Raw genomic sequence first — 25,791 nt, forward strand, 5'->3', positions numbered from 1 at the left:
GGTTTGTTTTTTAAATTCAAGCCTTGGATTTTTCTATACTTTATCAAAATAATTTTGTTTTAATAATTAACACCAAACTATAACTCTATAAGGTGCAGTCTTAGCAGGGATACTTTTTGTTGCTGGTCCATAGATGACAACAAGATTACGATTTGCAGGACTGGCTGAAAAAGGCTGCCCGTTTGCCAATAGAATCGGCGTGTTGGGGGCAAGGTTCAACTTTAAGAACCCATCACTGCTCTCAAGCTGACTGTCGAAATAATCTACTTTTACGTTTTGTTAGGGGCTTTCTCTTACCATTACAAGAGCTTGGTATTGGGGTGGTTAAATGAGGGGGACAGGTGCATTCCCATCATAATATCCTCTCACCCTGTCGCCAACGTTCACGATTGCCTGATCAACAAAATAAGTAGTTGGGACCACCACGAAATTTACCATTGCTCCGGTTTCGTTTTCTACGGAAATTATCTTATAATATCCTTCTCCTTCACCATTCGATCCCGTGATAAAGTCTTGGATCATAGTGACAATCCCTTGAAAAGAGTTGAAATTCACCATATTTAACCCTCCATCAACATTCATCCACTGAGTCGCTTTAGGCAGAAGCCATATGCATATGCTACTAAGCTATGTAAATTTATTTAATGTGGTGAATAACGGGGCAATCCTGAGAAGGATTTATTTCTTCTTTATCCAGTCGTAATAATTCCGCCCAATTTTTAATAGGTATGAGCATGTGTAGATTACATGACAGAGGGTGGAGAAAATGATCCATGCTTTTCCAGTAAGAATCAGGACAGAAAGCATTAGCGGCGGTCCAGATAAAACTGTTTATTATCCCAGGGTGGTGGGGATGCGTAATCCTACGTTCGAACGGACGATTAACCGAGCGATTGCCCGACAGACCCAGCAGCTGATCAATGAACAGGTGGGGAATATGCCGTCGACGGTAGTGGAGATGCTTGGGCTGTATGAAATCAAGAACAATCAGCGAGATGTGCTCAGCTTGTCTCTCTCCAATTATACGTACCACTTTCAGGCGGCCCATGGGATGACGTATATCAAATCGTTGACGTTCGATCTGCAAAAAGGGAAGCAGTGTGAGCTGGAAGATTTATTTAAGCCGGGAAGTGATTATGTCGCAAGGCTTTCAGCTTTAATTGACGCGCAAATAAAGGAGCGGGAGATCCAGACACTGGATGGGTTCACAACCATTCGTCCTGATCAGGATTTCTATATTGCTGATAAAACGCTGGTTATCTATTTTCAGCTCTATGAAATTACGCCGTATGTCTTCGGTTTCCCAATGTTTCCGATTTCAGTTTATGACATTCAGGATATCATTGATGAAGAAGGGCCGCTTGGACGCATGGCTCAAAATAATTGATTCTCATCAGCAGTTCTGTTGTGGAGTACGACATAAGCGTGCCCATTAATGGAACTGCTTTTTTTGAGTGAAACTGTTTCGTGTTTACCCTCGTATTTAAAATATGTAAACATTTTACAAACAAGGCAGGAGGTGAAACAAATGACGCTTCAGGAGCTTATGCCTTTATTCTTATTGTTTCTATTTTTATTTATCATCGTTTATTCTATGGGGTTGGGTACCGCATTAGTTTTTAAAAGATGGAAGTCCGGAAATTCTACAGGCAGTGAGATTAACCTTAATTTACAAGCTAGAGTGGAGCGGTTGGATGAGGAAGCGAAAGAATTTAAGAGTAAATAAAAAAGCAGCTACTAAGTAAAAAGCAGCTGCTTTTACGTATCTCACCCAAATACACCTGGGAATTGCTTTACGATGGCATATGTGATGGCGTCGGACATTTCTAATACCTGTTCCTCGATTTCATCATAGATGGCAATGTCTTTTTTGTAATCCATCTGTATCATGAATACTGCTTCCATTTTTGTGAGATCCAAATGTTTATAGGACATATCACGTACTGCTTCTTCTGTTAGGAAAGGGTTGATTGTGCTTTTAAACTGATAATTGTCATGCGGGTCCAGGCAACGTGTTCTTCCCAAAGGCTTCGCATGTCACTCTTCAGCTTAACCTCTGCCGGACTGATACACTTAGCAGTCCGTACAGCTGAAAAAGCCGAATTAGGATAGAAGTAATATGGGACTGGCCAGGGATGGGCAGAATTGCGCCAGAAGTAACTATTCATATAACCCCTCTTTTCTTCCATTTTCGTTCACTTTTAAGCAATCTACAGCTATGATATTCGAGGGTTTTTGGTTAGGTGACGATCATGAAAAAATTGGTAACGTGTGCTGAAAAAAAGAGGGGCAGATAACAAAACGTTATCTACCTCATTTAGTATTTCTCCGATATAAAATGATGAATGGTACAAGTAAAATCGAGACAACCCCACCGATAACAGAAAGTGTAGGGAAATTCGATAACGCCACGATTACACCGGAAATAGCCCCGCCCGATGCACCAGCCAACGCGATGAAGACATCAACGCTTCCTTGTGTTTTGGCACGGTTGTCTGGTGTCGTAGCATCAACGAGGATGGCAGTACCACTTATCAGGCCGAAATTCCATCCCAGTCCGAGTAAAGCCAAGGCAATGATCAATCCAGCCATCGATTCGCCAGGAGCGGTAGCAGCCAAAATCCCCGAAGCAAGCAGGGTGACTCCCGAGGCGATCGCCATCGTGAACCGTCCCACTTTATCAACGAGAATACCAGTAAGTGGTGAAGGAAGGTACATGGCTCCGATATGGATTCCGATAACGAGTCCGACTGCATTAAGACCATGCCCATGCGCCCCCATGTGTACGGGAGTCATGGTCATGATGGCGACCATAACGATCTGGCTCAGAATCATGACGGTTGCACCAATGATAACACCTCGTTTGTTCCATGAAGCAGGCAGGGTTACACCTGGTGCGGCATTGTCATCGACTGGTTGGACATCCGCCAGCGCTTTGGAAATAAGGAGTGGATCCGGGCGCATCAGGATGAAAATGGCCAATCCGGCAAGGATGTAGGCTGCAGCAGCCAGGATGAATGGTCCCGCTAATGCAGGAATGCTGATGGACGTAGCGAAATTCCCCATGACACCGACTAAGTTCGGACCTGCAACCGCACCAAATGTAGTAGAAACCATTGCCATGCTGACGGCGGTGGCCCGCTGTTTTGTATTGGCCATATCGGTTCCCGCATAGCGTGCCTGCAGGTTGGTAGCCGTGCCGGCACCATAGATTAATAGAGAAGCGAACAATAAAATAACACTATTTAGGATGGCAGCAAAAATAACCCCAATTGCCCCGAGACCACCAGCGACAAACCCGATCGTCAGTCCTGGCCGTCGTCCGAACCGCTGAGACAGCCGTCCGACAATCATGGCCGCACCAGCAGAGCCAAGCGTGAACAGCGCGACAGGAAGCCCGGCGAAACTGTTGGTGCCAAGCATATCCTCCGCAAGCAGTGCTCCGACTGTAATCCCTGCGGCAAGGCCTGCCCCGCCGAAGATCTGGGCAATGATCACGATGATCAGCGTGCGCCGGTACAGGCTTTGTTGTTTATCGGTAGAATTTATATAACTTTTCAGCCAGGCGGGATGGCTGTTTGTTTCATCTATTTTCATTGCTTTATCAGACATTGTTGGTTCTTCCTTTCTAAAAAACAAATTACATACCCTTCGAGGTATTTATCCCCTCCTTATTGTAACGCTAATTGCTCGTTATTACCATAGAAAAACTTGGCTTGTCGCCAAGCACTTATGGCGCAAGCAATAGTGTTTTCTTATACTTTAATCCTTTAACATAGTTGATTTTTCTTAAAGAATAAGAAAAAACTGGCCATTCCGTCGAAAATGATTCCGACGCTTTCAGGCCAGTCTTCTTATTACTTTCATTCTATTTTGCTGTACTTGTTTTATTCATGAACTTGAGCAGATCCGTTAAGATTGTACTAAAAGTGGAAAGGTGTTCCTGGACTCTTCCTGGATACTCCTGCTCGAGGAATTCCAGGTTATCGTTTTCTGTATGCCATATGTCTCCATGTTCTACCGTCTGATGGTAACCGTCCAAATCACCGATTTCCCAGTTTGTCGCTTCGAGGTACCCATAGGCGATACCCGCCGCTTTAAATGGGGCATGGTCGCTCCAGTCACCGGTCGTACCAGCAGGATAATCGGGACTTAGCCCTGGATTGGTTTGTACATCTAATTTTTTCTTTTCGGCAATGTTCAATGTCTGATCACGGATGAAACCGTCCTCGCCGGCGTTCCCGTATACATACATGTGATCTCCGGCAGCTAAGCTGTCTAAATTGATCATTCCTACCGTGCTATCTATTTCCGCCTGCGTCATTTGCTCGACATATGCTTTTGAACCCTGCAGTCCCTCTTCTTCTGCTCCGAAGGCGATGAAAACAACATCATAGGGTGTTTTGATATGTTTCAATACTTCTGCGGATTCTAACATCACGCCTACACCAGATGCATTATCGTCCACGCCTTTTCCTGCTGATACCGAGTCGTAATGGGCGCCCACAATAATCTGTTCACTTGACTTTCCCGGTTTATAAGCAATCACGTTGGAAGAGTCAGAACCTTCACCATAACTGAATTCCTGAATCTCTGTTTCATAGCCGATCCGTTCAAATTGCTCATAGATATACTGTTCTGCTAATTTTTCATTGTCTGTGCCGGCCACCCGTGAACCGATTTCATTTGCAAGATAATCCATGTGTTCATAAGCCAGCGCTCCGTCTTTGTGCACAATTGACTTTGGATATGTAACGGTGGAAGCGGAAGCACTTCCGACAACGGTCATCAAACCAATCATAATGGCCATAAAGGAAAAAGATAGTTTTCTCAGCATAGTCTCACCTTTCTTTTATAAAATTATTTAAATATTCTTACATATCAATCTATCAAAAAGGTTTGAATTTTAATAGCAAAGTGCACTGTATATAAGAGACATTTATAGAGAGGTTATAACCTGAAGTTTGATATAGTAGATATAAGTAAAAGCTAGATGGGGTGAAGCAATGAATCTCGAAGCCATCATGACTAAAATGAAAAAACATACGCCAGGCATCCTTGGCCAGCAAAAATTGAAGCCATTTTCTATATTGCTCCCTTTGATAGAAAAAGACGGTGAGCTGCATCTTCTTTTTGAAGTTCGTTCACAAAATATCAGGCAGCCGGGAGAAGTCTGTTTTCCGGGCGGAAAAAAAGATGCGGAAGACAGGCATGACAAGGACACAGCAGTACGGGAATCGATGGAAGAGCTGGGAGTGGATGACAAGGATATCGAGCAGGTATTTCCGTTAGGCCAATTGGTTGGTTCGATGGACATGCGTGTGAATACGTATGTCGGTTTTATCAATCGTAAGCTGGAGGAGGTTGTACCTAACCCTGATGAAGTAGGGGAAGTGTTCACGGTGCCGCTTTCTTTCTTCCTCAATAATAAACCGGAAGTTCATTATGTGACATTGGAAGTGAAACCGGGGGAGGATTTTCCGTATGAGCTCATCCCGAATGGAAGGGATTATAACTGGCGGCCTCGGCAAATGGGAGAATATTTTTATATCTATGGAGAGAAAGTGATCTGGGGGCTTACCGCACGGGTGCTTTACCATTTCATAGAGATTCTGCAGGAGGAAAGTAAATAGCAGACATACTAAATAATGCCTGGGAATAGTTCCAGGCATTATTTTTGTGAGTTGGATGGCTATTATTGGTCGTTAATGATTAACATATTCGAATCATCAAATTCCCAATCTTCTCCGTAGGCAACTTCCCAATAGTAGCCATCAAGGTCGGTGAAATATCCTCCATAGCCTCCCCAGTCTGTCCTTTTAGGCTCCTTTTGGATGGTAGCTCCAGCTGACTCTGCTTTTTTCAATACTTCATCTACTTCTTTCATGGACTTGGCATTATAAGCTAATGTTATGCCTGAGAAGCCATTTGCTATAGCTGGGGGATTGTCATTATTCACATCTTTAGCCAGTTCTTCTAAAGGGTACAAAGCTATCTTTGTTCCTTCATTTTTAAAGAAAATAATAACGGGGTTTGACTCTGTCCCTCTAATGGAGGTGTCAAAACCAAGCTCCTTAAAGAATTGATGTGCTTTGATGATGTCCTTCGTACCCAGGGTAATAAGATTTAATCGGTTCATCACTTTTTCTCCTTTAAAAAAATTTCACCTTTCCGTGTTTATATTTACTTCCATTTAAAATTACAATTTTCCTTTGATATAAAAAAAATAGACCAAATCAATTTGCGATTTGGTCTGATCATCCCGTTATTTTTGTAATTGGAAGCTCTTAGCCAGTACATCTTCACTGTTAGTTCCGACAAACACTGTAAACTCGCCGGCATCACTCTTATGTTCGAAGTTGGCGTGATAATAGCGTAGTTGTTCTTCTGTGACCTTGAAGGAGACCGTTCGAGATTCGCCTGCTTCCAGCGAAATCCGCTCAAAGGCTTTCAGTTCTTTCAACGGTCTTACGACTTCGCCAACATGGTCACGGACATACAGTTGCACGACTTCTTCACCGGCCAGGTCGCTGGTGTTGGTCACCTTAATACTGACGTTCAAGGCGTCATCAACTAGCAGCGTGTCGCTGGATAGCTGCAGATCTGCGTATTCGAATTGGCTGTAGCTCAATCCGTAGCCGAACGGGAAGAGTGGGCCATTCGGAATGTCGAGATACTGGGATACATAGCGTTCCTGTGCATCTGGTGCATCTTTCGGACGTCCGGTGTTGTAGCTGTTATAGTAGACAGGGACCTGTCCGACGGAATAAGGCATGGACATCGTCAGCTTGGCGGAAGGGTTGACCTTGCCGAGCAGGATGTCGGCGACGGCATTTCCGCCTTCGGTACCTGGGTACCATGCTTCTACGACGGCATCTGCATGTTCGGTAACTTCTCGTAAATCCAGTGGTCTGCCATTGAATAAGACAGCTACCACCGGTTTACCTAGCGCCCGTACTTTTTTCAATAGATTCAGCTGAACTTCTGGCAGACGGATGTCGGCACGGCAGCCGGCTTCTCCGCTCATATCAGAATTCTCGCCAAGCGCCAGCACGACCACTTCTGCCTGTTCTGCCGCTTCCAACGCTTCCTGCATTTGTTCCTCTGTACCTTCTTCGATTCCGGTACCATTTGCGATGAGCAGATTTTCATCAGTAAAGTGTTCTTTCAGTCCCGTTTTGACGGGAATGGTATCTTCCGCCGATCCGCCCCAGGACCATGGCCCAAGCACATCCGTGCTGTCAGCAAACGGACCGACGAGCGCGACTTTTTTATCGGACGCCAGTGGGAGCAGCTCATCATTTTTCAGTAAAACAATCGATTTTGCAGCCAGTTCTCTTGAAGCCTGTCGATGGTCTTCCGAAAGAATATATTTTTCTTCTTCCTCTTCATTGGCAAAGCGGTAAGGGTTCTCGAAAAGGCCGAGCTTCTCTTTCAATTTCAAAATCCGCAGCACGGCTTCATCGAGCAAACTTTTCTCCAATGTGCCTTCTTCTATCAGCTCTTCGACATGATTGACATAGCAGGATGTCATCATTTCAATATCGACACCAGCTTTCAATGCTTGTTCTGCTGCCTGCTTCTGACCTTCGGCGACACCGTGAGGGATCAGTTCTTTTACCGCTCCCCAGTCGGAAATCAATACACCATCGAATCCCCATTCATCTCGCAAAATGCCTCGCATCAATTGCTCATTCCCGGTTGATGGGATGCCGTTCAAAATATTGAAAGCTGTCATTACCATTTGACAGCCTTCATCCAGCGCTGCCTTGTAAGCCGGTAAATAATTTTCCCGGAGCATCCATTCGGACATGTCAACGGTATTGTAATCACGGCCGCCTTCTGGAGCGCCGTAAGCGGCAAAGTGCTTCACGCAGGAGGCAACTTTATATCTTTCGTTATCGAGATCTCCCTGGAAGCCTCGTACAAAAGCTCGGGCGAATTCACTATTTAAAAACGTATCTTCACCTGTTGACTCCATCACACGTCCCCAGCGAGGGTCCCGGGTGAGGTCGACCATCGGTGAAAATGTAACATGGACACCGGATACGGCTGCTTCTTTGGCTGCAATCGCTGCACTTTTTTCTGCCAATTCAATATCCCACGAGCAGCCGATTGCCAGCGGTACAGGGAAGATCGTCTTAAAGCCATGGATGATATCAGACATGAATAAAAGCGGAATGCCGAGACGGCTTTCTTCCATATGGACTTTCTGGATATTATTTGTTTCCCTTGCGCCGGATGCGCCAAGCACAGAGCCCGTGTTTTTGATATCTTCTTCATCGATATTCATTTGTACCATCGGACCTGTAATTTCCCCGCGGTCGGTAGCACCCCGGAAGAAAGGGGTAGCCAACTGAACGAGCTGGCCGACTTTTTCTTCGATCGTCATTTGTTCCAGTAATTGTTCCATCTTATTCTCTGGCATATTATATTCCTCCTATAAATGCATGTTTATTGAAACGTTTCGAAATTAATAATAATTGCAGTATAAATGGGAGCGTTTTCTAAGTCAATACGCATTATTCCACCTTTTAATAGTTTCCTGTAACTTATTAAAAAAGTTAGAAAACGTACTTGAAAGCGGATTCAAAATAAATTATAATGCAGTTATCGAAACGTTTCAATGAAATTTCAGTAAAAACTTAAAAAAGGGGTGCTTGTTTGTGAAGGGGAAATTGATGATCTTGCTGATTGTAGTCTTATCCAGTATCTTGGTGGCTTGTTCTTCCGGTGATGAATCCGGATCCAGTGAAGATAATAAAGAAGTTACGGTTTGGGCGATGGGAGAAGAAGGCAAGCTGTTAAAAGATTTCAGTAAAAAATTTGAAGAGAATTCTGATTATAAGGTAGATGTACAAGCTATTCCGTGGGATCAGGCTCACGATAAGCTGCTTACAGCCGTAGCTTCCGGTAATGGGCCGGACGTTGTGCAGCTGGGTACGACCTGGGTGCCGGAATTTGCAGAAGCCGGCGCATTGAAAGATCTATCGGGTTCCACAGGAGATTATGATTCTTTTGCAAAAGAGAATTTCTTTGATGGTGCTGTCGAATCAATGGAATATAACGATCAAGTGGTCGGTATTCCCTGGTATGTTGATACACGGGTACTATTCTACCGTACCGATTTGCTGAAAGAAGTGGGCTATGACGAAGCGCCGAAGACATGGGATGAACTGAAAGACGCAGCAAGCAAACTGTCTGACCGTGGCGACGATATGTATGGTCTTGATATTGACCGTAACGACCAGATCACCCCGTTCATTTTCGCTTGGCAAAATGGGTATGAAGCCGATTTAGAAAACAATGAATTGAACTTTGATACACCTGAATTCAAAGAAGCAATCAAATATTACACCAGCTATTTTGAAGAAGGCATCAGTCAGACACAGCAAGGGAAAGATATCACGCAAGCATTTGCTGACGGATCGAAGCCGATGTTCTTCAGTGGTCCTTGGATGGTCAACATCATTAACGACCAGGCACCGGATATCAAAGGAAAATGGGCGACAGCTGTTATGCCTGAAAAAGAATCCAATACATCCAGCATGGGCGGCTCCGTCCTATCTGTCTTTGAAAGTGCCGACAACCCTGAAGGGGGAATGGAGTTCATTTCCTATATGACAGAGACCGAAACACAATTGGATTGGGCAGAAACTTCCAATACACTGCCTTCCCGTACCGAAGCTTGGGAAGATCCGATGCTTAAAGATGATCCGATGTTCGCAACATTCGGGAAGCAGATGGAAAATGCGAAACCAGGCTTGCAGACCGAACAGTTTGAACGGATTGCACAGGAACTCCTTGGTTCGATTGAAAGAATCACCGAGGGTGGCGCTGATTTGGAGAAAGAGTTAGAAGCATTCAATAAAGAAGCGCAAAGTCTGTTAGAAAAATAAAAGCGTTTGTTGAAAGGAGAAGGGGATGGATGTCAATTTCATTCCCTTTTCTATTTACACTTTAGGAAAGTTTAACTTTGTTAAAGGGTTAAAGTATAAGAAAAGACTAAGGCTTTCGCCATAAGGAATTGGCGATATCCCAAGTTTTTCTAACCAAGGTGAGGTAGGTGGTTCCATGAAACAATTACTGAATAACCGGCATCCGTATATGTTTATCGCTCCGGCTGTCATTTTATTGACGTTGTTCAGTCTGATTCCTATCCTGGTCGCGCTGGTGATCAGCTTCACGGATATGAATTTGAAAGGACTGGCGAACTGGTCGGCGATTTCCTTTATCGGTTTAGAAAATTATAAAGATCTTTTTACCGATGCAACATTTATTAAATCAATATTCAACACATTTTTCTATGTCATCATTGGTGTACCTCTTGTTATCATTACATCATTATCCATTGCATTACTATTAAACTATGGCACCAGCTGGATCTTCAATACATTCCGCGCGGTCTATTACATGCCGTCGATCACGAATATCATTGCGGTTGCAGTCATCTGGGGTTACTTGTATAACACGGAATATGGACTATTCAACTATATTTTGTCGTTGGTTTCGGTAGAAAATATACCGTGGCTCGAGGAACCGACGATTGCCAAAATTTCATTGATCATCCTGGCCGTCTGGAAAGGGATCGGCATCAATATGATCATCTTTCTCGCAGCGCTCCAGGGGATTCCGAAATCCTACTATGAGGCTGCCGAAATGGATGGAGCGAGCCGTCTTCAGGTGTTGTTCCATATTACATTGCCATTACTGCGTTACGCCACTTTTTTCGTAACGGTTACGACGCTGATCGGCTGGATGCAGTTCTTCGAAGAACCATTTGTCATGACCGATGGCGGGCCTTTGGACGGAACGATATCGGTTGCGCTCTTCATTTACCAGGAAGGCTTCCAATATAGTGAGTTCGGATATGCAGCTGCAGGTTCGTTCATCCTGTTTGCGATGATTATTATCGTAACGGTCTTCCAGTTCAAACTTCAGAAAAAAGACACGGAATTATAATAGGAAGGAGTGGGGATATGGCTACAGCTACAAAAAGGAGCAAGACGGAAAAAGCGCTTGTCATCTTTCTCCTGATTGCAGGCGGAATTTTGGTTTCCATCCCGTTTCTATGGATGATCTCCAGTTCATTCAAACCGGAAAATGAAGTATTGGCGATTCCGCCGACGATCATTCCGGATAACCCTACCATAGAAAATTATATCAATCTATTTACGAGTATGAATTTTGCAGTTTACTTACGGAATACCATTATTGTTGTCCTGTTTTCTTTCCTCGGCCTGCTATTCAATGCAATGGCCGGCTATGGATTTGCGAAATATCATTTTAAGGGCCGTGAAAGAATCTTTTACCTTGTCCTTGCTACGATGATGATTCCAGGACAAGTAACGATGATTCCCGTTTATTTGATTTTGAATGCTATGGGGCTGACCAACACGATGGCCGGGATCATTTTGCCGGGACTTGCGGTGGCGTTCAGCATCTTCCTGTTCCGCCAGTTCATGACCACGATTCCCGATGACTTACTGGAAGCGGCAAGGCTTGATGGTGCTGGTGAGTTCTATATTTTCTTCCGGCTGATCATCCCGATCGCCAAGCCGATTTTTGCGGTGCAGGGAATATTGACGTTCATTGCCGGATGGAACAGTTTCCTATGGCCGTTGATCATCGCGAATGACGAAAGTCTGTATACGTTATCGGTCGGCTTGTCCTTGCTGCAAGGACAGTATGCCAATAACTTCGCGCTGCAAATGGCGGGTGCGGCGTTCATGGTCATTCCGATCATCATTATTTTTTCCTTTTTCCAGAAATACATTGTCGAAGGATTTACAATGTCTGGAATTAAATGAGTGTATGGCAGTGTCCGGATAGCTTACAATAGAACTGGACAGTGCTGTGTTATTGGAGGTAGGTAAGGTGGCTACGATTAAAGATGTTGCAAAGCGGGCAGGAGTTGCTGTATCGACAGCATCCTATGCCCTTAATGGGATAAATAAAGTCAGTCAGGCAACCGTCGATAAAGTGCTGAAGGCAGCACAGGAATTGAACTATCAAAAAAATGGTATCGCTTCTGACCTGAAACGGACGAAGACCAACACGATTGCTTTGATATTAAGCGATCTATCAGGTCCATACTTTTCGGAATTGATCAAAGGCGTACAGGACGTCACCACGTCGAATGGATATGATCTGATCGCCTGCAGTTCGGTTGGCGGGGATAAGTCGACCGCGACGAAGTTTTTACGGGAAAAACGTGTCGATGGAGCGATTGTACTCGCAACGAATATCAGTACCGAAGCCATTAAAGCTTCGGCGCGGGAAGACTTTCCGATTGTAGTGCTTGATCGGGAAGTGGCCAATCCTCATGTGATCCACGTGGAAGTCGATAACCAGCAGGGCGGCTATGATGCGACGAAACATCTGCTCTATAAAGGTCATCGCTCGATTGCCTATGTCAGCGGACCATTGGATTCCCATGACAATAAGGAGCGGTTCAAAGGCTATAAAGCTGCATTAGCGGCTTCCGAAATCCCGTACCATTCCCGTTGGACGATCAACGGTGATTTCACCAGAGAAGGCGGATACCGGGCAACCCGTACCTTGATCGCCCAACAAAATTTGCCGGAAGCCATCTTCTATGCCAACGATGAAATGGCCATCGGCGGGCTGCAGGCCTTCTCGGAAAAAGGAATTCGAGTTCCTGAAGACATTTCCATCATTGGATTTGATGATATTCAACTAGCGGCATACGTTCACCCGCCGCTTACGACCGTAAGACAGCCGAAATACGAAGCCGGCTCGCTCTCCGTCCATCTGATTTTTCAGATGCTTGCCGGTGAATCGGTCGATCAGACCTATAAACTTGCAACTGAATTTGTCGAACGGGATTCTGTGAAAAAAAGATGAAAAATGCCTGGTTCTTAAGGTGCTGTGTTATCAGCATACTTGGATCCAGGCATTTTTTATTTTATCTGAGATAGATTTAATGATTTATTTTCTTTGCCCATAAGTTTAGTTGCAAATTCGTAATGGTCACCTTAATTGTTGGCTCTTTTGTTATGTCAATCTCCTCATCTGGTGGAAATAAATAAAAACCGAACTCGTCGCCGCTACGGTAGTTTAATCCCGAGGAAGAAGAGGGTCTTAGTTTAAACGTCTCACCGTTATACGTGGCCTGCGCTTCTGCTTTAAACTCATGGGTAAAGCCATTTTTATTTCGGGCGTGTTCAAGACCGGAAGCTAAAGTACCGCCACCCAGGTTATAGCTTCCACTTGACCGGAAAACCACATTATAACTGGAACTATTCTGTACGATTCTTGAGATGTAGATTTGATCTCCTTCCTCACCATCAAAAAGCACTTTTCCTTCATTGCTCTCCGGATCACTTAGATCAATCGTTACCATATAATCACCTTCCATTTATGTGTATTATTATGATAACGCTCGACGTCTTCGGCTAAGTGTCTGATTCCATGAGCCTGAAGCTGGAACATGTCAATGGCTCGTGGTATAAGGAAAGAGCTAAGGGCAATGATTCCCGCCACAATATATAACGTGTTTAAATTTAAAAATTTTTTCAATGAATTATACCTCCGCAACAGAAACTCTCCTTTCTTGAATGTTCTGTCGTATATCTATAGATTTATTTATGTAATATTCTGCTTGAAGCTTATTGTTGAATAGAAGATCATCAAAAGTTACATCCTAATAAATTCCATATGGATCGCTTGATTTCCTTCTATTGTGGTAAATACAGTAAAAGAGTGCAATTGCGACACAAGAAAAACGAGAGGAAGTCTCATTAAAACCAAACTAAGGGAGAAATCCTGGTTGAACGGTTATCATAAAAAGGATAAAGATCAAACTTGGAGAGACCCAGGGGAGCGGTCATTATAAAATAGATAAAGATTAAACTAAGGAAGAAATCCTATATACATGGTCTTAATCAAAGAGTTGAAAATCAACCTAAGATAGCAATCCAGATTGAAAATGAGGGTAGTTGATGATAGAAAGCAGCAAAAAAGAGCCGGTCTACATTTTGACCGGCTCTGGCTATGTCTAAATTATTGAATTCCTTTTATCACCCAGTCGGCAACAGTGACAGTCCGTTTTGCCTGATGCTTGACTGCGCCTTCTACGTCCTCGACCATATTGCCATCCTGATCTACGGTGACACTTGTGCCATATGGGTTTCCGCCTGCACCAAACAGTACTTCATCGGTGTAACCTGGAGAAACGATGATTGCCCCCCAGTGCATCATCGAAGTATAAAGAGAAAGCAAGGTTGCTTCCTGGCCGCCGTGCGGGTTTTGTGCGGAAGTCATACCGCTGACAACTTTGTTGATCGTCTTGCCGCTTGCCCAAAGGCCGCCCTGTGTATCAAGGAATTGCTTCATTTGCGATGGCATGTTACCAAAGCGTGTCGGAATGCTGAAAATAATAGCGTCGGCCCATTCGAGATCAGCGGATGTCGCTACAGGCACGTCTTTTGTTTTTTCGACGGTTGCTTTCCATGCTTCATTCGCTTCGATGACGGATTGCGGCGCCAGTTCCTCGGCTTTTAATACTTTTACTTCAGCACCAGCTTCTTTTGCTCCTTCTTCCGCCCACTTAGCCATTTGATAGTTCGTTCCACTCATCGTATAGAAAATGACAGCTAATTTTACGTTTGACATGTCTTCCATCTCCTTTGAATTTCCAAATAGTTTATCTAAAAAACCCATGTTTAACACCATCCTGCCTGTACTTTAACTGGCTATCCTTAAGGACCCCCTCCATAAAAAATATAGCTGATTCACTTGCTTGCTTTTCTTCTTATGCCCAAATGGAGGAAGTTTATTAAGGGAATATATTTTGAATTCGAGATATGTAGCGAAAAATAAAGCACCTGTTCATAGGTGGTGATTTATCTCAAATTCAAGATGATCATATCTCGAATTTGAGATAAAGTCAATTGCTGTTTTTTAACCCTGTTTTTTAGGAGGATAAATTTGAAATGACTGGCATGTAATTTGTGAAATAAGCGCCTGCTATCAATAGTCCGAATGTAATCAACCAGCTCCATATCCCTAAAAAGTCGAACCAGTAAGCAAAGATATTGATGAGCCCGATTAAATAAAAGGAGATCGAAGTAAGCAGGCTTTTTATCCCTGTAAAACCAAGACGTTTTCTTTTCCTAACCACCATGATGAATGAAAATATAAGAGCAAATCCCGTGATGATTGTGAATAGGATTTCCATTTAGTCACCTCATTTCATCAATTTCATAAAAACAAAAAGCGCCTGTTCCCCGTTCGGCAAAGGGTAACAGGCACTTTCCATTTAAGTTTAAGGCAAACTTTCAGATACAACACCATCTCCGTCATGACCGTCAAGCCGGTGGACCGATCTTTTTCCACCACTTAAATATGTATCAATTAAAGCGTCTTTTCCGTCCACTTTTTCAACCTCTGACCATTGCTTTAATTCGACAATTACCACATGGTCCTAGGAGCCGCTGTTTCCTGCAACAAGGAAATCGACTCGTTTAGAGGTGTTTGGTATTTTAAACTCAATGGCAACCGAAGAATCTGCAGGAATGTCTTTATCCTGCATTACATTGGACATGCGTTGCAGAGAATTTTCCCACGAGAGGATTTCACTCTTTGATGTTCTGCCTATCTTTTCCTGATAGGAGTTATATAGGCGCTCCACCAGTAGTTCATTGGTGACATCCGAGATGAATTCTGTTTTGGATGCTTCGTAAATGATCATGTGAACCGTCTCCTTATTACAGAAATAGAGGTAATCATTTTTCCGTGTCGAAAGAATTATATATTCAGCTTACCTTATTTTCCCACCCGATTGTAGCAAAATAACTCCAAATAAAGTGGTGATATACATCTGGTTACTGAGTTGCAGGTGGAAACTTACTAAACTCAGGAGGTTATCGTGATATGGATGAAAAAGTTACCTTCTCCCCGGAAGAGGAGTTTCGGGAGAGGGCGGAGAAAGTTTTTGAAAAGCATAAAAATAAAATTCAAAATAAATTGCCGGAAGCGGAAGTCTATCATGTTGGAAGTACAGCCGTAAGAGGGTCGCTGACAAAAGGGGACGTCGATCTTCAGGTGCGCGTGACTCAGGATGATTTTGACGAGGCGAGGAAAGCATTGTTGGAGCTATATCCAGTGAATACAGGCAGTGATCGAACGACTTTCTTCTGCGCTTTTGAGTGTGAAGAAGAAGTACTGCCGGTGGGTGTCCAGTTGACAGTGATCGGTACTTCCGTCGACCATTTTTATCCGATGACACGTTTTTTCATAGAGAATCCCTCCTATATCGAAACGTATAACGCTTTAAAAAGGCGGTATGAAGGAACGGATATGGAGGCGTATCGGAAGACGAAGGCAGCTTTCCTGACCGAACTATTGGAAACGCCGGCCTATCAGGAAATCACTGAACGGTTTGCGGTTTACGATAAAGTTAAGTTTGTGGAAGGGGAGCAATATGTGACGGTGGAAGATACCAGACATTTGACGGATGAGGAGTTGAAAACCTTCGTCAAGCACTTGCTTAAGGACCCTGCATTCCATTACAAGGAAATGACGCTCCTTATCCCTAATAAATTTGAAGCGGAAGTCGAATCTTTTTTAACAGACCATGGATTCCGGCTACATGACGAAAATGTCATGGTGAAAAAAGCATTGAACCATGACACACAGACAGCAGTCTATTTTGACACAGCTTCTCTCCATGAGATCGCGGAAGAAGAGTTTAAGCTTATTTGGGAAAAAGCGATGATCCAATCCTTAAATGCATCTTCTTCCCTGGACATGGATGGGCATATGCAAAGTGTAAAAGGGGAGCTTGGCGAAGATTACCGTAGTTCCTGTCTGATTGCTTATGAGAACGACCTTCCCATCGGAGTTGTCATGCCGCATATTGAACCTGGCACCACCGATGAAGGGAGATTGTTTTATTTTGGACTTGTGCCGGAAGCACGCGGCAAGGGGAAAAGCAAACGTCTCCACCACCAGGCGCTTGGTATATTAAAGGATGATTTTGATGCCGTTTATTACATCGGTTCCACTAGTAGTAATAATGTGCCGATGCTGAAAACCTTTGAAGCAAATGGCTGCACGGTTGTAGAGAGGAATAGGGTATATAAGCGAGAGAAAACTGCGGGTAAAAAATAGATAATCGGGAATATTCAAAAGAGGAAAGTAACTGGCATCTTTGATTGGAGAAAATATTGCATACATGCGGGGTGGAATTTAGATGAGAAAACTGGTCTTCGGAGTATTGTTTGCTGCTTCCATAACCGGAATGTTAGCTGTCTGGTTTCCGTCCACGAATGTAATGAACAAGCTGCTCATACAACTTTTTCTTCCACTTGCTGCTATTTACTGGATCAATAAAACCCGCTACTGGTTTCATCATCATATTAAGAAATCACTGGGTTGGAGCAAACACCCTTTGATTATTTCCCTGCTTTTTTTAGTTATCAGTGTGGGATATGACCTGTCTTTATTTACCGGTCATCTATGGGCTCTGCCTATCTTTCATTTACTGATGCTGGTCAGTGCGTTTCTGTTTTGGTGTATGTTTGTACGTGCCGGTCGAAATATAAAGCAGCTGTCTTTTGCGTTAAAATCACTGTTTCTGGTCGTCAACATGCTGGTGTTGGGCGTCTATGCGTTTATAGCCAGCCATTACTTCCCATCTTATGAGACAAGCATCTATACGTTTATCGGCTCGATCGTGCTCGTGATGACGTTTTTGTTAGGGTATACGTTGATGATGTGGGGAAGGAAAGAACATGTCGTGGACCGGCGCACGGTTGAAGGGCTGGTTCGAAAACTAAAATAAAGCTGAACAGGGGATATGTTATGGAAAATAAAGAGCAACAAGTAAGAAAACTATATGAGCAGCTGATTTCTGCCTGGAACCATCGTAATGCCAAAGGGATGGCGGATTTATTTTCAAAAAATGGCGAGAGCATCGGTTTTGATGGCAGCCAATCCAATGGGCCGGAAGAGATTTTTTCTCACTTAGATCCTGTATTCAGGGACCGCCCAACGGCTCCTTACGTTACTAAAATAAAAGAAATCCGCTTCCTTGGAGAGGATATCGCGATTGTACGAGCAATAGCAGGAATGGTTCCGCCTGGGGAGTCGGATATTAAGCCTGATGTCAACACACATCAAACGTTGCTACTTTCTTTCCAGAATGGCAAGTGGAATATTGAGCTTTTTCAAAATACACCTGCTCAATTTCATGGCAGACCGGAGTTGGTGGAAAAAATGACAGATGAATTGAGAGAATTACTTTAATACGATATCCGTAAAAAAGTGCCTGTCCCCATGATAGTAGGGGGGCAGGCACTTCATTTTTTCTTTATTTCTTATTCACAGAAGCATCATAAATCGTATCAACCGCTTGCTGCAGTTTCTCGTTAAACTCTTCGTCTGACTGATTGGCATTCAGGTCAGAAGCAAGAGCACGGGAGAAGCTGGCGATCAGGCCGTCGTTCTCTTTCAGTTTTTCATTGGCTTCGTCACGGGAATAGCCGCCGGAAAGGGCGACAACGCGAACGACGCGGGGATGATCGATCAATTCTTTATACATGTTTGCCTTCGTTGGAATGGTCAGCTTCAGCATAACGTTCTGGTCATCTGTGAGCGCGTCGAGCTGCTTCAGGATTTCATTTTTCAACATGGCTTCACATGTCTCTTTATCCTGACTATTGATATCCACTTCAGGTTCAATAATCGGAACAAGCCCGGCTGCGATGATTTGTTTACCGAAATCAAACTGCTGGTCAACGACTGTCTTGATCGCTTTTTCGTTCGGTTCATGGACGACCGAGCGCATTTTTGTACCGAAAATATTACGTTCATTAGCACGACGCAACGTTTCGTCCAGGTCTGGAATCGGCTTCATCAGCTGTACGGCATTTTCCTTATCGGCAAGTCCTTTGTCGACTTTTAAAAATGGTACGACACCCTTGCTGGCAAGGTAATCAGCAGTATATTGACCTTCGATTTCGCGGTCCATCGTCTGTTCGAACAGAATAGCGCCAAGTATTTTATCAGAATTGAAAGCAGGGGACGTGATGATACGCGTCCGCATCTCGTGCACAAGGTCGAACATTTCATCTTCGCCAGAATAAGAATCCTCCGGTACTCCGTATGCCGCTAGCGCTTTCGGCGTACTGCCGCCGCTTTGGTCGAGTGCTGCGATAAATCCGTTGCCGTTTTTGATTTTGTCAAAATGGTTTTGATTCATACTTTCCACTCCTTTTTCTTCGTATTCGAAATAACATCCACCTATACTCTTCCCGTTATCGGGCCATCTATAACACAGGATGGATGTGCTGTTTTCATTTTAACATGTAACTGTTTTAATTGTTTTCGTCCCTGTTCAAAAGCATTACAGCATGTAGGTTCTTATTTATACCTAGGGATGAAAGCTGCCGGTGCTTTTACCCCTATAAAGTAAAATATGGGGGTGGGTTTTCACCAAGGTAACCATTCCTGTTCTAGGCATTGATAGATATGAATGTTTTCATTTAAAAACCAGGACCAAACACTTTAATCTGTTTGGTCCTGGTTTTTTATTTGTCATCATTTTTCTTTGCTTGATCAGCTATTTCGTCGAACGATCTGACTTTTCCGTGAGGGTTTTGTGCATGCTTTCTGGCTTTCCATTCCCGTTCTTCTTGACGTTTGGATTTAGTCATTGTTATCGCTGCTCCTGTCCTTTATTAAGATCATTGCTTACTTTGTTGGACTTTCGTGCTTGTTTGGCTTTTTCTTTATGTGCCTGATTTGCTTTGGCGCTGCCAAATTCCTTGGAGAATTCTGTATCTGTCTTGCTGGAATCAAAGCCTTTTTTATTCTTTTGCTGCGGATCATTTTTCTTTGTGCGTTTCGCCATGGATTTGCCTCCTTTTTTGTTTAGTATTAAGAAAAAGGAGGCGTGATATTCTGGCAGCAGCCAGAACGGGCATTAGCAAAAAGAACCATCACCCGTTTGATGATAGTTTCTTGGCTGTGTTTGGGTGACTGGACAGATTCAACAGGACAATTCCACCAATGACCAGGGTGATTCCAGAGAAGGTGAGTATGTTGAAAGCTTCATCCCATACCAAAATACCGATTAATGCCGTTGCAGCTGTGCCCACCCCTGCCCATATGGCATAAGCGAAACTTAACGGAATGGTTTTGAGCGCTAACGAAAAACAGTAAAAGGAAAACAGGTAACCAGCCACTACCCCGAAGGAAGGAAACAAGGCTGTGAAACCTTGTGACATTTTCAGCATAGTAACCCCGAATATTTCAGCGAGAATAGCAATAGCTAAAAGTAGATAACCTCTCATGTTCATCTCCTCCCTCACATTAATGAGATCCGTTTGATAAATTCAACAGTGTCACGCCTCCGATAATAAGAATTAATCCGACGACGTTTTTGTAGTTGAATTTTTCTTTATATATTGTAAATCCTACTATTGCGGTAAGAGCTGTTCCTAACCCCGCCCAAACCGCATAAACCAGACCCAGAGGGAGTGTTTTAAGCGCTAAAGATAAAGTGTAAAAAGCCAAGCCATATCCAACAATCACACCAATAGTGGCCAGTTTATTTTTAAACCCATTTGAAGCCTTCAGCATGGCACTGCCGAATACTTCCAGAACAATAGCCAGAATCAAAAAAGTATACGCATGCACTATTATCACTCCTCTCTTGTCTTATATTCCTGTTGTATTCTCTACAATATTGATTCTATTTCCCGTTATTCCTTAATCTACAAAATTTAAGCATTAAAAAAACACAACACCATTTTCCTGCTTTCTTTCGATGATAACGATTGAAGGCATTTTTTAATGATGGAAAAAAGGGAGGTACAAGAAAGCCATGAATTACTTAAAAAAGATCCTTGCGTTATTTGACCGTATTGAATTGGACGGACTAACCGCACATCCTGATTCCGCACCTCGGAAAAAATGGATTACGATCCGTGATAAAGAAGCTCTCTGACTATGCAGCACACACCGACGATGTCAGCCATTGCCGTTTATCCGCCGAAGAAAAATACCTATCAAGGTGCGTACCTAGGGACAGGAAGCGGCTGATGTTCCACGTGAAACAAGGGCGGCATTCAATAAACAGCTTTCGGAACTGATGAGGAGGATGGCAGATGATACTCAATGAGGAAGCGGAACAGGCGGTATTAGGGGCGATTCTTTTGGATGATGCCGTGATGGAAAAGTCAAAACTGAAAGGCGAGTATTTCCACCTTCAGCGGCACCAGAAGATTTTCGCAGCGATTGCAAAGGTTCATCAGCTTGGAGAGCCAGTTACGTTGGTCACGGTAACGACCGAGCTGGGGAAGGATATCGACGCAGTCGGAGGTGTGGGGTATTTGAGTCAGCTCGCAGCTTCTATTCCTACGCTCGAAACTTTCGAACATCAACAGCGTCTGGTCCTTGAAGCGTTGCGTTACCGCAAGCAATGAAGAGAGCCTGGGACCACTGCGTTATTGTTAAAGTGAGAATAGAAGTTCTTTTTATAAGGATAAAAACAGCCCCCTGACAAACACTATAAAAAAGGGGGGAACCTTATGAAAACAGCAATAATCGGAGCTGGACTTGCCGGTCTTTCCTGTGCATTAACGCTGGAAAAAAACGGCCATACTGCTGATATATTTGAGCAACGAAAAGAAGCGGGATTTGGGTATAACATCGCAGAATTGATGACCCCTATTCTTCACGCTCCCATCAATGATGCGGTAAAGTTTTTTTCTGAAACGCATGATATTCACATAAAGCCGACGTACAATGTCCAAAAAATATATGCACATTCCGAAAATGAGTCTGCCTACGTGGAGGGAAATATCGGGTTTATCAATTTGCGGGGTGATCATAAATACGCTTTTGAAAAACAATTAGCTGAGCAACTGGTGCATAGCAAGATTCATTATGATCAACATGTCTCTTACGAAGAAATATCCAAAGCGTATACCCATGTTGTGTTAGCGACCGGTGATCCTCAGGACACCCAGCAAATCCAGCCTTATGAAATAGCACTCAAATCCACTTTTGCAGGGGCTATCGTCAAAGGGGATTTTATACGTAATGAGGTACATACCTGGTTCAATAACCATTTTGCTCCTAAAGGTATGGGCTACTTGCTTCCTCATTCCAAAACAGAAGCGTCACTGGTGATTGTCTATCCTCAATATGAAGCGGAATGGGTAGAAAAACGCGGTGAATTTTGGGAAGAAATGTTATCGCAAGCCTCACGGACGCTGAACCAGGAAATTGTTGTAGAAGAAGAATTTACGATAATGGATTACATGGTTGGAAGGTGCAAATACCCACGTATCGGCAATACGTTCTTTGCTGGCAACTGTTTTGGTGCAATCACACCGTTTTTAGGTTTTGGACAAACGGGATCTATTCTTAGCGGGATATATGCAGCACAGGATATTTGTGGGCTTGGAGATTATGAAAAACTTTGTAAACCGCTATATAAGGATTATGATGATTCCCTGGTGCTGCGCAGAGCAGTTGAAAGCTTGGACAATCATCAATTGGATTTGGTGACAAAATCACTTCATAACGCTGCAGTGAAAAAAATAGTGACCCAACCGAATATGAGTGTTCTGAAAGGACTCAGCCACCTATTAAAGCCATTCATATCTAAGTGAACACATGCAAATAATTCCGATCAGTGTAGACAAAAAGTCTACCTGATCGTTTTTTTATTGTAGAGCAATACATTATGCCGAGTCTTTGAAGCTGAGTGCATCAAAGTTGCTGGAATCGAAAACGCTGGCTGAAATAACCGCAGAAGTGTATAAACAAATCCAAAGGAACAGGGACGATGCCACAGTAAGTTGATCTTCTGTTTCATAAAGTGGTTACTCAACGAGTAGATAAAATCGATTGGTATAACTTGTGGGACTGGGATAGAGAGGAAATGATAGAAAAAGCAGTTTTTATTCTAAAAAGCTTCTAAACCATATGGTTTAGAAGCTCTTTTATATTTTGGGTTATAAAAAGGTTTTACTAACGTATAATCAGGTTATACGATATATGTACAAGTGTTAAACAAAACTTAAAATGGTGGTGAATGTTAATGAAAGGTTTAAATATGGTTGCCCTAATTCTTATTATTGTTGGTGGCTTGAACTGGCTATTATTTGGTTTATTCCAGTGGGATCTTGTTGGAGGAATTTTTGGAGGAATGGATAGCCCGGTTGCACGGATTGTATATGTCCTGGTTGGTATCGCAGCCATCTATGCACTGACGCTGTTGAAAAAAGTGAAGTAATAATGGAAAGTAAGATGCCTGCCACCTATAGCAGAGGGGGGCGGGCATTTTTGATCGTTAATAAAATTCTTTTCCTTTTGTGGATAACTTTAGGTTGTGGGTCACTTCCAGCTCCAGCGCCTATCCTATCGAGGTCTTAAGGCAATCCTCTCTGACAAAAAACGTCACTACTAGCAAGGCGCTTGCGATTTTGTTCTCGTCTATTGACATTAACGGAAGGGTAGCATATCCTAAATCTATACCATTCTGCAAATATGGTATGAAAAAAGGAGATATTTTTATGAGTGTGGCTGTTCTTAACTAATACGAATTGTATATTCCCTGATTGCTTTTAAATCACCTTCGCAAAGGTGTTATTTGTGCTGGAGTGACCAGGGATAGTTAAGAACAGGCATACCCAAAGAATTTAGAAAGAGCTATGACGGGCCTGTCATGGCTCTTTCTTTGTATCTGAATGCAGAATGGTTATATTTAAAGCCATCGCGGGGGAAGTGTATCCTGCGATGGCTTTTTGTATTTTTAACTAATTAATAAAGGAGCTTATCAAAAATGAATAAAAAAGCGATGAATGATTTAGGATTTAATCAAATTATCGAAGAGATCGCTTCTTACGCACTGACACACAAAGGAAAGCAGACGGTACATGCATTAACTCCTATGGTAGATAAGAGGCAAATAGAACGTTCATTTCAGGAAATTAGAGAGGCTATCGCGGTATTGCGCCTTAATTCCAGTGTGCCGATTCATTCTTTGGATTCCGTTACTCGTTCACTGGAAGAGGGAGAGAAAGGGCGTTACCTTCCAGTCGGTTCTCTCCAAGGGATTATTGAGTTTTTGGATCATTGCCGTAAGCTGAAGCGGTTTATGGATGATAAAGGTTATGTTGCCCCAACGATTTCCGTTTACGTCGATTCCATGTCAGACTTGACATTCCTTGAGGAGGAATTACGGAGGAGCTTAAAAAATGGACAAATCGATGGCTATGCCTCCAAAGCGCTATTAAAAGTCAGGCGTGATATACAGACAGAACAGACAAAGCTGAAAAACCGCGCACAAGAAGTGTTGAAAAAACAATCTTCTTACTTGCAAGAGCAAATGATTATCGAAAAGAATGGTCGTCTTACCCTTCCAGTCAAACGAGAATATCGCCAGAAAGTAAAGGGTTCCGTAATTGATACATCTTCTTCAGGGGCAACCGTATTCATGGAACCCAAGGAACTGAAAGAGCGGCAGGACATGATTGAATATATGAAACTGTCTGAGCAGCATGAAGTTGAACAAATATTGTACTACCTGACGGGGGCTGTCCTTGAATACAAGCAGGAAATTCTCATTGCTATTGATGTCATGCATCAGTACGATGTCATTTTTGCCAAGGCTAAATACGCCATCCATATAGAGGCTGATGTGCCTGGACTGAACAGAGATAATCTGATTTCGCTGATTGATGCCCGTCACCCTCACCTGGGAAAGGAGGCTGTACCATTGACAATCGAGATGAAACCGGAGGAACAAGCTTTAATGATTACAGGACCTAATACCGGTGGGAAAACCGTGACACTTAAAACTATTGGTCTTTTAACGATGATGGCCCAGGCAGGATTATGGATTCCAGCGAGTCCGGAATCCCAAGTGATGATATTTGATGATATTTTTTGTGATATTGGCGATGGACAAAGCATTGAGGCTAATTTAAGTACCTTTAGTTCAAGACTTGTCAATATCATTGAAATCTTACAAGATGCTCGACCGGGAACCTTGGCATTAATTGATGAAATCGGGTCAGGTACAGAGCCCAATGAAGGGATGGGTCTGGCTCAGGCGATTCTGGAGCAGTTGGTGACCAAGAAAGCTAAACTTTTGGTAACGACCCATTTTACAGAGATGAAAGAGCTAGCTCACCAGCGTGATGATTTTATTAATGGTTCCATGTCCTTTGATTTGGAGACATTACAACCGACCTATCGATTGGTGATTGGAGAAGCAGGTGATAGTCAGGCATTTCAAATTGCATTAAAGCTGGGGCTTCATCCTTCCATCATCAAGCGTGCTCATGAAGTTACCTATCACGAAACAAAGGAGTACCCCTTGGATCAAGAAAAACTCGATTCAAATGAAATGAAACAGCAAATAAACGTTCCACGCTATAAGGAAAGGAACGCTGCTCCCAAACGAGAGACAACGTTCTCTCGTTATAATATGGGTGATAATGTAAAGATAAAGGCAACCGGAGAAACAGCCATTGTTTATAAAGGACCAGATGACAATGGAGACTACATTATCCAGCAGAAAGATAAAAAGCTGAAAATGAATCATAAACGACTGGAGCTGTACATCAAAGCTCAGGATCTTTATCCTTCTGATTACGATTTTGATATCATCTTCCAGTCTAAGGAATACCGAAAAGTTACTAAACAGCTTGACCGTAAGCATGTGGAAGGTCTGACGATTGAGACAGAAGACGATTGCTAGCACTTAATCGTAGTTAATACGAGAGTTTGAAGTAATAAGAGGTC

The 25,791-nt window shown here is 43.2% G+C and carries 30 protein-coding genes and 2 pseudogenes; 15 read left to right on the forward strand and 17 right to left on the reverse strand.

Features of this window, described 5'->3' with window-relative positions; genetic code table 11:
- Nucleotides 1–66: 66 nt before the first annotated feature.
- A pseudogene (locus tag BLV00_RS02960) lies at nucleotides 67–558 on the reverse strand (hypothetical protein).
- Between the two features lie 208 nt (nucleotides 559–766).
- Here BLV00_RS02960 and BLV00_RS02965 point away from each other — a divergent pair.
- On the forward strand, nucleotides 767–1,387 hold the full coding sequence (locus BLV00_RS02965) for a DUF3298 and DUF4163 domain-containing protein (protein WP_093042255.1): 621 nt from the start codon (nucleotides 767–769) through the stop codon (nucleotides 1,385–1,387).
- Nucleotides 1,388–1,528: 141 nt separating this feature from the next.
- Complete coding sequence (locus BLV00_RS02970) at nucleotides 1,529–1,726, forward strand: hypothetical protein (RefSeq protein ID WP_093042257.1); 198 nt, start codon at nucleotides 1,529–1,531, stop codon at nucleotides 1,724–1,726.
- Nucleotides 1,727–1,767: 41 nt separating this feature from the next.
- Here the strand turns inward: BLV00_RS02970 and BLV00_RS22725 are convergent.
- The 3 genes and pseudogenes from BLV00_RS22725 to BLV00_RS02985 all read right to left on the reverse strand — a co-directional run bounded on the left by BLV00_RS22725 (nucleotide 1,768) and on the right by BLV00_RS02985 (nucleotide 4,810).
- Nucleotides 1,768–2,168: pseudogene (locus tag BLV00_RS22725) on the reverse strand (hypothetical protein).
- 145 nt (nucleotides 2,169–2,313) lie between these two features.
- On the reverse strand, nucleotides 2,314–3,612 hold the full coding sequence (locus BLV00_RS02980) for an MFS transporter (protein WP_245728773.1): 1,299 nt from the start codon (nucleotides 3,610–3,612) through the stop codon (nucleotides 2,314–2,316).
- Between the two features lie 256 nt (nucleotides 3,613–3,868).
- Nucleotides 3,869–4,810 (reverse strand): M20/M25/M40 family metallo-hydrolase, encoded by a 942-nt coding sequence (locus BLV00_RS02985; RefSeq protein ID WP_245728774.1) that lies wholly within the window; start codon nucleotides 4,808–4,810, stop codon nucleotides 3,869–3,871.
- A 196-nt stretch (nucleotides 4,811–5,006) separates the two neighbouring features.
- On the opposite strand from BLV00_RS02985, the gene BLV00_RS02990 reads away from it, so the two are divergent.
- A complete protein-coding gene (locus BLV00_RS02990; RefSeq protein WP_093042261.1) occupies nucleotides 5,007–5,633 on the forward strand; it encodes an NUDIX hydrolase in 627 nt (208 codons plus the stop codon).
- Nucleotides 5,634–5,695: 62 nt separating this feature from the next.
- Here the strand turns inward: BLV00_RS02990 and BLV00_RS02995 are convergent, their stop codons facing one another.
- Nucleotides 5,696–6,139: a VOC family protein gene (locus BLV00_RS02995; RefSeq protein WP_093042263.1), complete on the reverse strand. Its 444-nt coding sequence runs from the start codon at nucleotides 6,137–6,139 to the stop codon at nucleotides 5,696–5,698.
- 126 nt (nucleotides 6,140–6,265) lie between these two features.
- On the reverse strand, nucleotides 6,266–8,428 hold the full coding sequence (locus BLV00_RS03000; RefSeq protein WP_093042265.1) for a glycoside hydrolase family 3 N-terminal domain-containing protein: 2,163 nt from the start codon (nucleotides 8,426–8,428) through the stop codon (nucleotides 6,266–6,268).
- A 238-nt stretch (nucleotides 8,429–8,666) separates the two neighbouring features.
- On the opposite strand from BLV00_RS03000, the gene BLV00_RS03005 reads away from it, so the two are divergent.
- From BLV00_RS03005 to BLV00_RS03020, 4 genes are all read left to right on the forward strand, one after another.
- A complete protein-coding gene (locus tag BLV00_RS03005; RefSeq protein ID WP_245728776.1) occupies nucleotides 8,667–9,899 on the forward strand; it encodes a sugar ABC transporter substrate-binding protein in 1,233 nt (410 codons plus the stop codon).
- A 175-nt stretch (nucleotides 9,900–10,074) separates the two neighbouring features.
- A complete protein-coding gene (locus BLV00_RS03010) occupies nucleotides 10,075–10,962 on the forward strand; it encodes a carbohydrate ABC transporter permease (RefSeq protein WP_093042267.1) in 888 nt (295 codons plus the stop codon).
- Between the two features lie 17 nt (nucleotides 10,963–10,979).
- Nucleotides 10,980–11,810, forward strand: a complete 831-nt coding sequence (locus BLV00_RS03015) for a carbohydrate ABC transporter permease (protein ID WP_093042269.1) — start codon at nucleotides 10,980–10,982, stop codon at nucleotides 11,808–11,810.
- A 67-nt stretch (nucleotides 11,811–11,877) separates the two neighbouring features.
- Nucleotides 11,878–12,867, forward strand: coding sequence for a LacI family DNA-binding transcriptional regulator (locus BLV00_RS03020; RefSeq protein WP_093042271.1), 990 nt, complete (start codon nucleotides 11,878–11,880; stop codon nucleotides 12,865–12,867).
- Between the two features lie 76 nt (nucleotides 12,868–12,943).
- Here BLV00_RS03020 and BLV00_RS03025 read toward each other — a convergent pair whose 3' ends face one another.
- From BLV00_RS03025 to BLV00_RS03040, 6 genes are all read right to left on the reverse strand, one after another.
- Nucleotides 12,944–13,366 carry a hypothetical protein gene (locus BLV00_RS03025; RefSeq protein ID WP_245728778.1) on the reverse strand — a complete coding sequence of 141 codons (423 nt, stop codon included), beginning with the start codon at nucleotides 13,364–13,366 and terminating at the stop codon, nucleotides 12,944–12,946.
- Nucleotides 13,360–13,542, reverse strand: coding sequence for a hypothetical protein (locus BLV00_RS22285; RefSeq protein ID WP_245728780.1), 183 nt, complete (start codon nucleotides 13,540–13,542; stop codon nucleotides 13,360–13,362). Before BLV00_RS22285 ends, BLV00_RS03025 begins: the two co-directional genes overlap by 7 nt.
- A 483-nt stretch (nucleotides 13,543–14,025) precedes the next feature.
- Nucleotides 14,026–14,637, reverse strand: a complete 612-nt coding sequence (wrbA, locus tag BLV00_RS03030; RefSeq protein WP_093042717.1) for an NAD(P)H:quinone oxidoreductase type IV — start codon at nucleotides 14,635–14,637, stop codon at nucleotides 14,026–14,028.
- Between the two features lie 301 nt (nucleotides 14,638–14,938).
- Nucleotides 14,939–15,202 (reverse strand): hypothetical protein, encoded by a 264-nt coding sequence (locus tag BLV00_RS03035; RefSeq protein WP_093042273.1) that lies wholly within the window; start codon nucleotides 15,200–15,202, stop codon nucleotides 14,939–14,941.
- A gap of 87 nt (nucleotides 15,203–15,289) precedes the next feature.
- Entirely contained in the window at nucleotides 15,290–15,442 is a 153-nt protein-coding gene (locus BLV00_RS21825; RefSeq protein ID WP_176791303.1) for a hypothetical protein, read from the reverse strand.
- Nucleotides 15,443–15,448: 6 nt separating this feature from the next.
- Nucleotides 15,449–15,715: a hypothetical protein gene (locus BLV00_RS03040; protein ID WP_093042275.1), complete on the reverse strand. Its 267-nt coding sequence runs from the start codon at nucleotides 15,713–15,715 to the stop codon at nucleotides 15,449–15,451.
- Between the two features lie 182 nt (nucleotides 15,716–15,897).
- Between BLV00_RS03040 and BLV00_RS03045 the strand changes: the two genes are divergently transcribed.
- The 3 genes from BLV00_RS03045 (at nucleotide 15,898) to BLV00_RS03055 (ending at nucleotide 18,273) form a co-directional block, all read left to right on the forward strand.
- Nucleotides 15,898–17,136: a GNAT family N-acetyltransferase gene (locus BLV00_RS03045; protein ID WP_093042277.1), complete on the forward strand. Its 1,239-nt coding sequence runs from the start codon at nucleotides 15,898–15,900 to the stop codon at nucleotides 17,134–17,136.
- 82 nt (nucleotides 17,137–17,218) lie between these two features.
- Nucleotides 17,219–17,809, forward strand: a complete 591-nt coding sequence (locus tag BLV00_RS03050; RefSeq protein ID WP_093042279.1) for a hypothetical protein — start codon at nucleotides 17,219–17,221, stop codon at nucleotides 17,807–17,809.
- A gap of 20 nt (nucleotides 17,810–17,829) precedes the next feature.
- Nucleotides 17,830–18,273: an SgcJ/EcaC family oxidoreductase gene (locus BLV00_RS03055; protein WP_093042281.1), complete on the forward strand. Its 444-nt coding sequence runs from the start codon at nucleotides 17,830–17,832 to the stop codon at nucleotides 18,271–18,273.
- 64 nt (nucleotides 18,274–18,337) lie between these two features.
- Here BLV00_RS03055 and BLV00_RS03060 read toward each other — a convergent pair whose 3' ends face one another.
- From BLV00_RS03060 to BLV00_RS03075, 5 genes are all read right to left on the reverse strand, one after another.
- Nucleotides 18,338–19,228 (reverse strand): fructose bisphosphate aldolase, encoded by an 891-nt coding sequence (locus BLV00_RS03060; RefSeq protein WP_093042283.1) that lies wholly within the window; start codon nucleotides 19,226–19,228, stop codon nucleotides 18,338–18,340.
- Nucleotides 19,229–19,556: 328 nt separating this feature from the next.
- Nucleotides 19,557–19,682, reverse strand: a complete 126-nt coding sequence (locus tag BLV00_RS22290; protein WP_245728782.1) for a DUF6254 family protein — start codon at nucleotides 19,680–19,682, stop codon at nucleotides 19,557–19,559.
- A gap of 2 nt (nucleotides 19,683–19,684) precedes the next feature.
- Nucleotides 19,685–19,879 (reverse strand): hypothetical protein, encoded by a 195-nt coding sequence (locus BLV00_RS03065; RefSeq protein ID WP_093042285.1) that lies wholly within the window; start codon nucleotides 19,877–19,879, stop codon nucleotides 19,685–19,687.
- Nucleotides 19,880–19,967: 88 nt separating this feature from the next.
- Nucleotides 19,968–20,321: a DMT family transporter gene (locus tag BLV00_RS03070; protein WP_093042287.1), complete on the reverse strand. Its 354-nt coding sequence runs from the start codon at nucleotides 20,319–20,321 to the stop codon at nucleotides 19,968–19,970.
- 19 nt (nucleotides 20,322–20,340) lie between these two features.
- Nucleotides 20,341–20,667, reverse strand: a complete 327-nt coding sequence (locus BLV00_RS03075; RefSeq protein WP_093042289.1) for a DMT family transporter — start codon at nucleotides 20,665–20,667, stop codon at nucleotides 20,341–20,343.
- 187 nt (nucleotides 20,668–20,854) lie between these two features.
- On the opposite strand from BLV00_RS03075, the gene BLV00_RS22470 reads away from it, so the two are divergent.
- From BLV00_RS22470 to BLV00_RS03095, 5 genes are all read left to right on the forward strand, one after another.
- Nucleotides 20,855–20,977: a hypothetical protein gene (locus BLV00_RS22470; protein ID WP_281242969.1), complete on the forward strand. Its 123-nt coding sequence runs from the start codon at nucleotides 20,855–20,857 to the stop codon at nucleotides 20,975–20,977.
- A 160-nt stretch (nucleotides 20,978–21,137) separates the two neighbouring features.
- Complete coding sequence (locus BLV00_RS03080; protein ID WP_093042291.1) at nucleotides 21,138–21,455, forward strand: DnaB-like helicase N-terminal domain-containing protein; 318 nt, start codon at nucleotides 21,138–21,140, stop codon at nucleotides 21,453–21,455.
- 105 nt (nucleotides 21,456–21,560) lie between these two features.
- Entirely contained in the window at nucleotides 21,561–22,649 is a 1,089-nt protein-coding gene (locus BLV00_RS03085; protein ID WP_093042293.1) for an NAD(P)-binding protein, read from the forward strand.
- Between the two features lie 431 nt (nucleotides 22,650–23,080).
- Nucleotides 23,081–23,275 carry a DUF378 domain-containing protein gene (locus tag BLV00_RS03090; protein WP_093042295.1) on the forward strand — a complete coding sequence of 65 codons (195 nt, stop codon included), beginning with the start codon at nucleotides 23,081–23,083 and terminating at the stop codon, nucleotides 23,273–23,275.
- A gap of 549 nt (nucleotides 23,276–23,824) precedes the next feature.
- Complete coding sequence (locus BLV00_RS03095; protein WP_093042297.1) at nucleotides 23,825–25,747, forward strand: endonuclease MutS2; 1,923 nt, start codon at nucleotides 23,825–23,827, stop codon at nucleotides 25,745–25,747.
- Nucleotides 25,748–25,791: the final 44 nt, after the last annotated feature.

It is taken from the genome of Thalassobacillus cyri (assembly GCF_900107755.1).
GTDB classification, from domain to species: Bacteria; Bacillota; Bacilli; order Bacillales; family Halobacillaceae; genus Thalassobacillus; species Thalassobacillus cyri.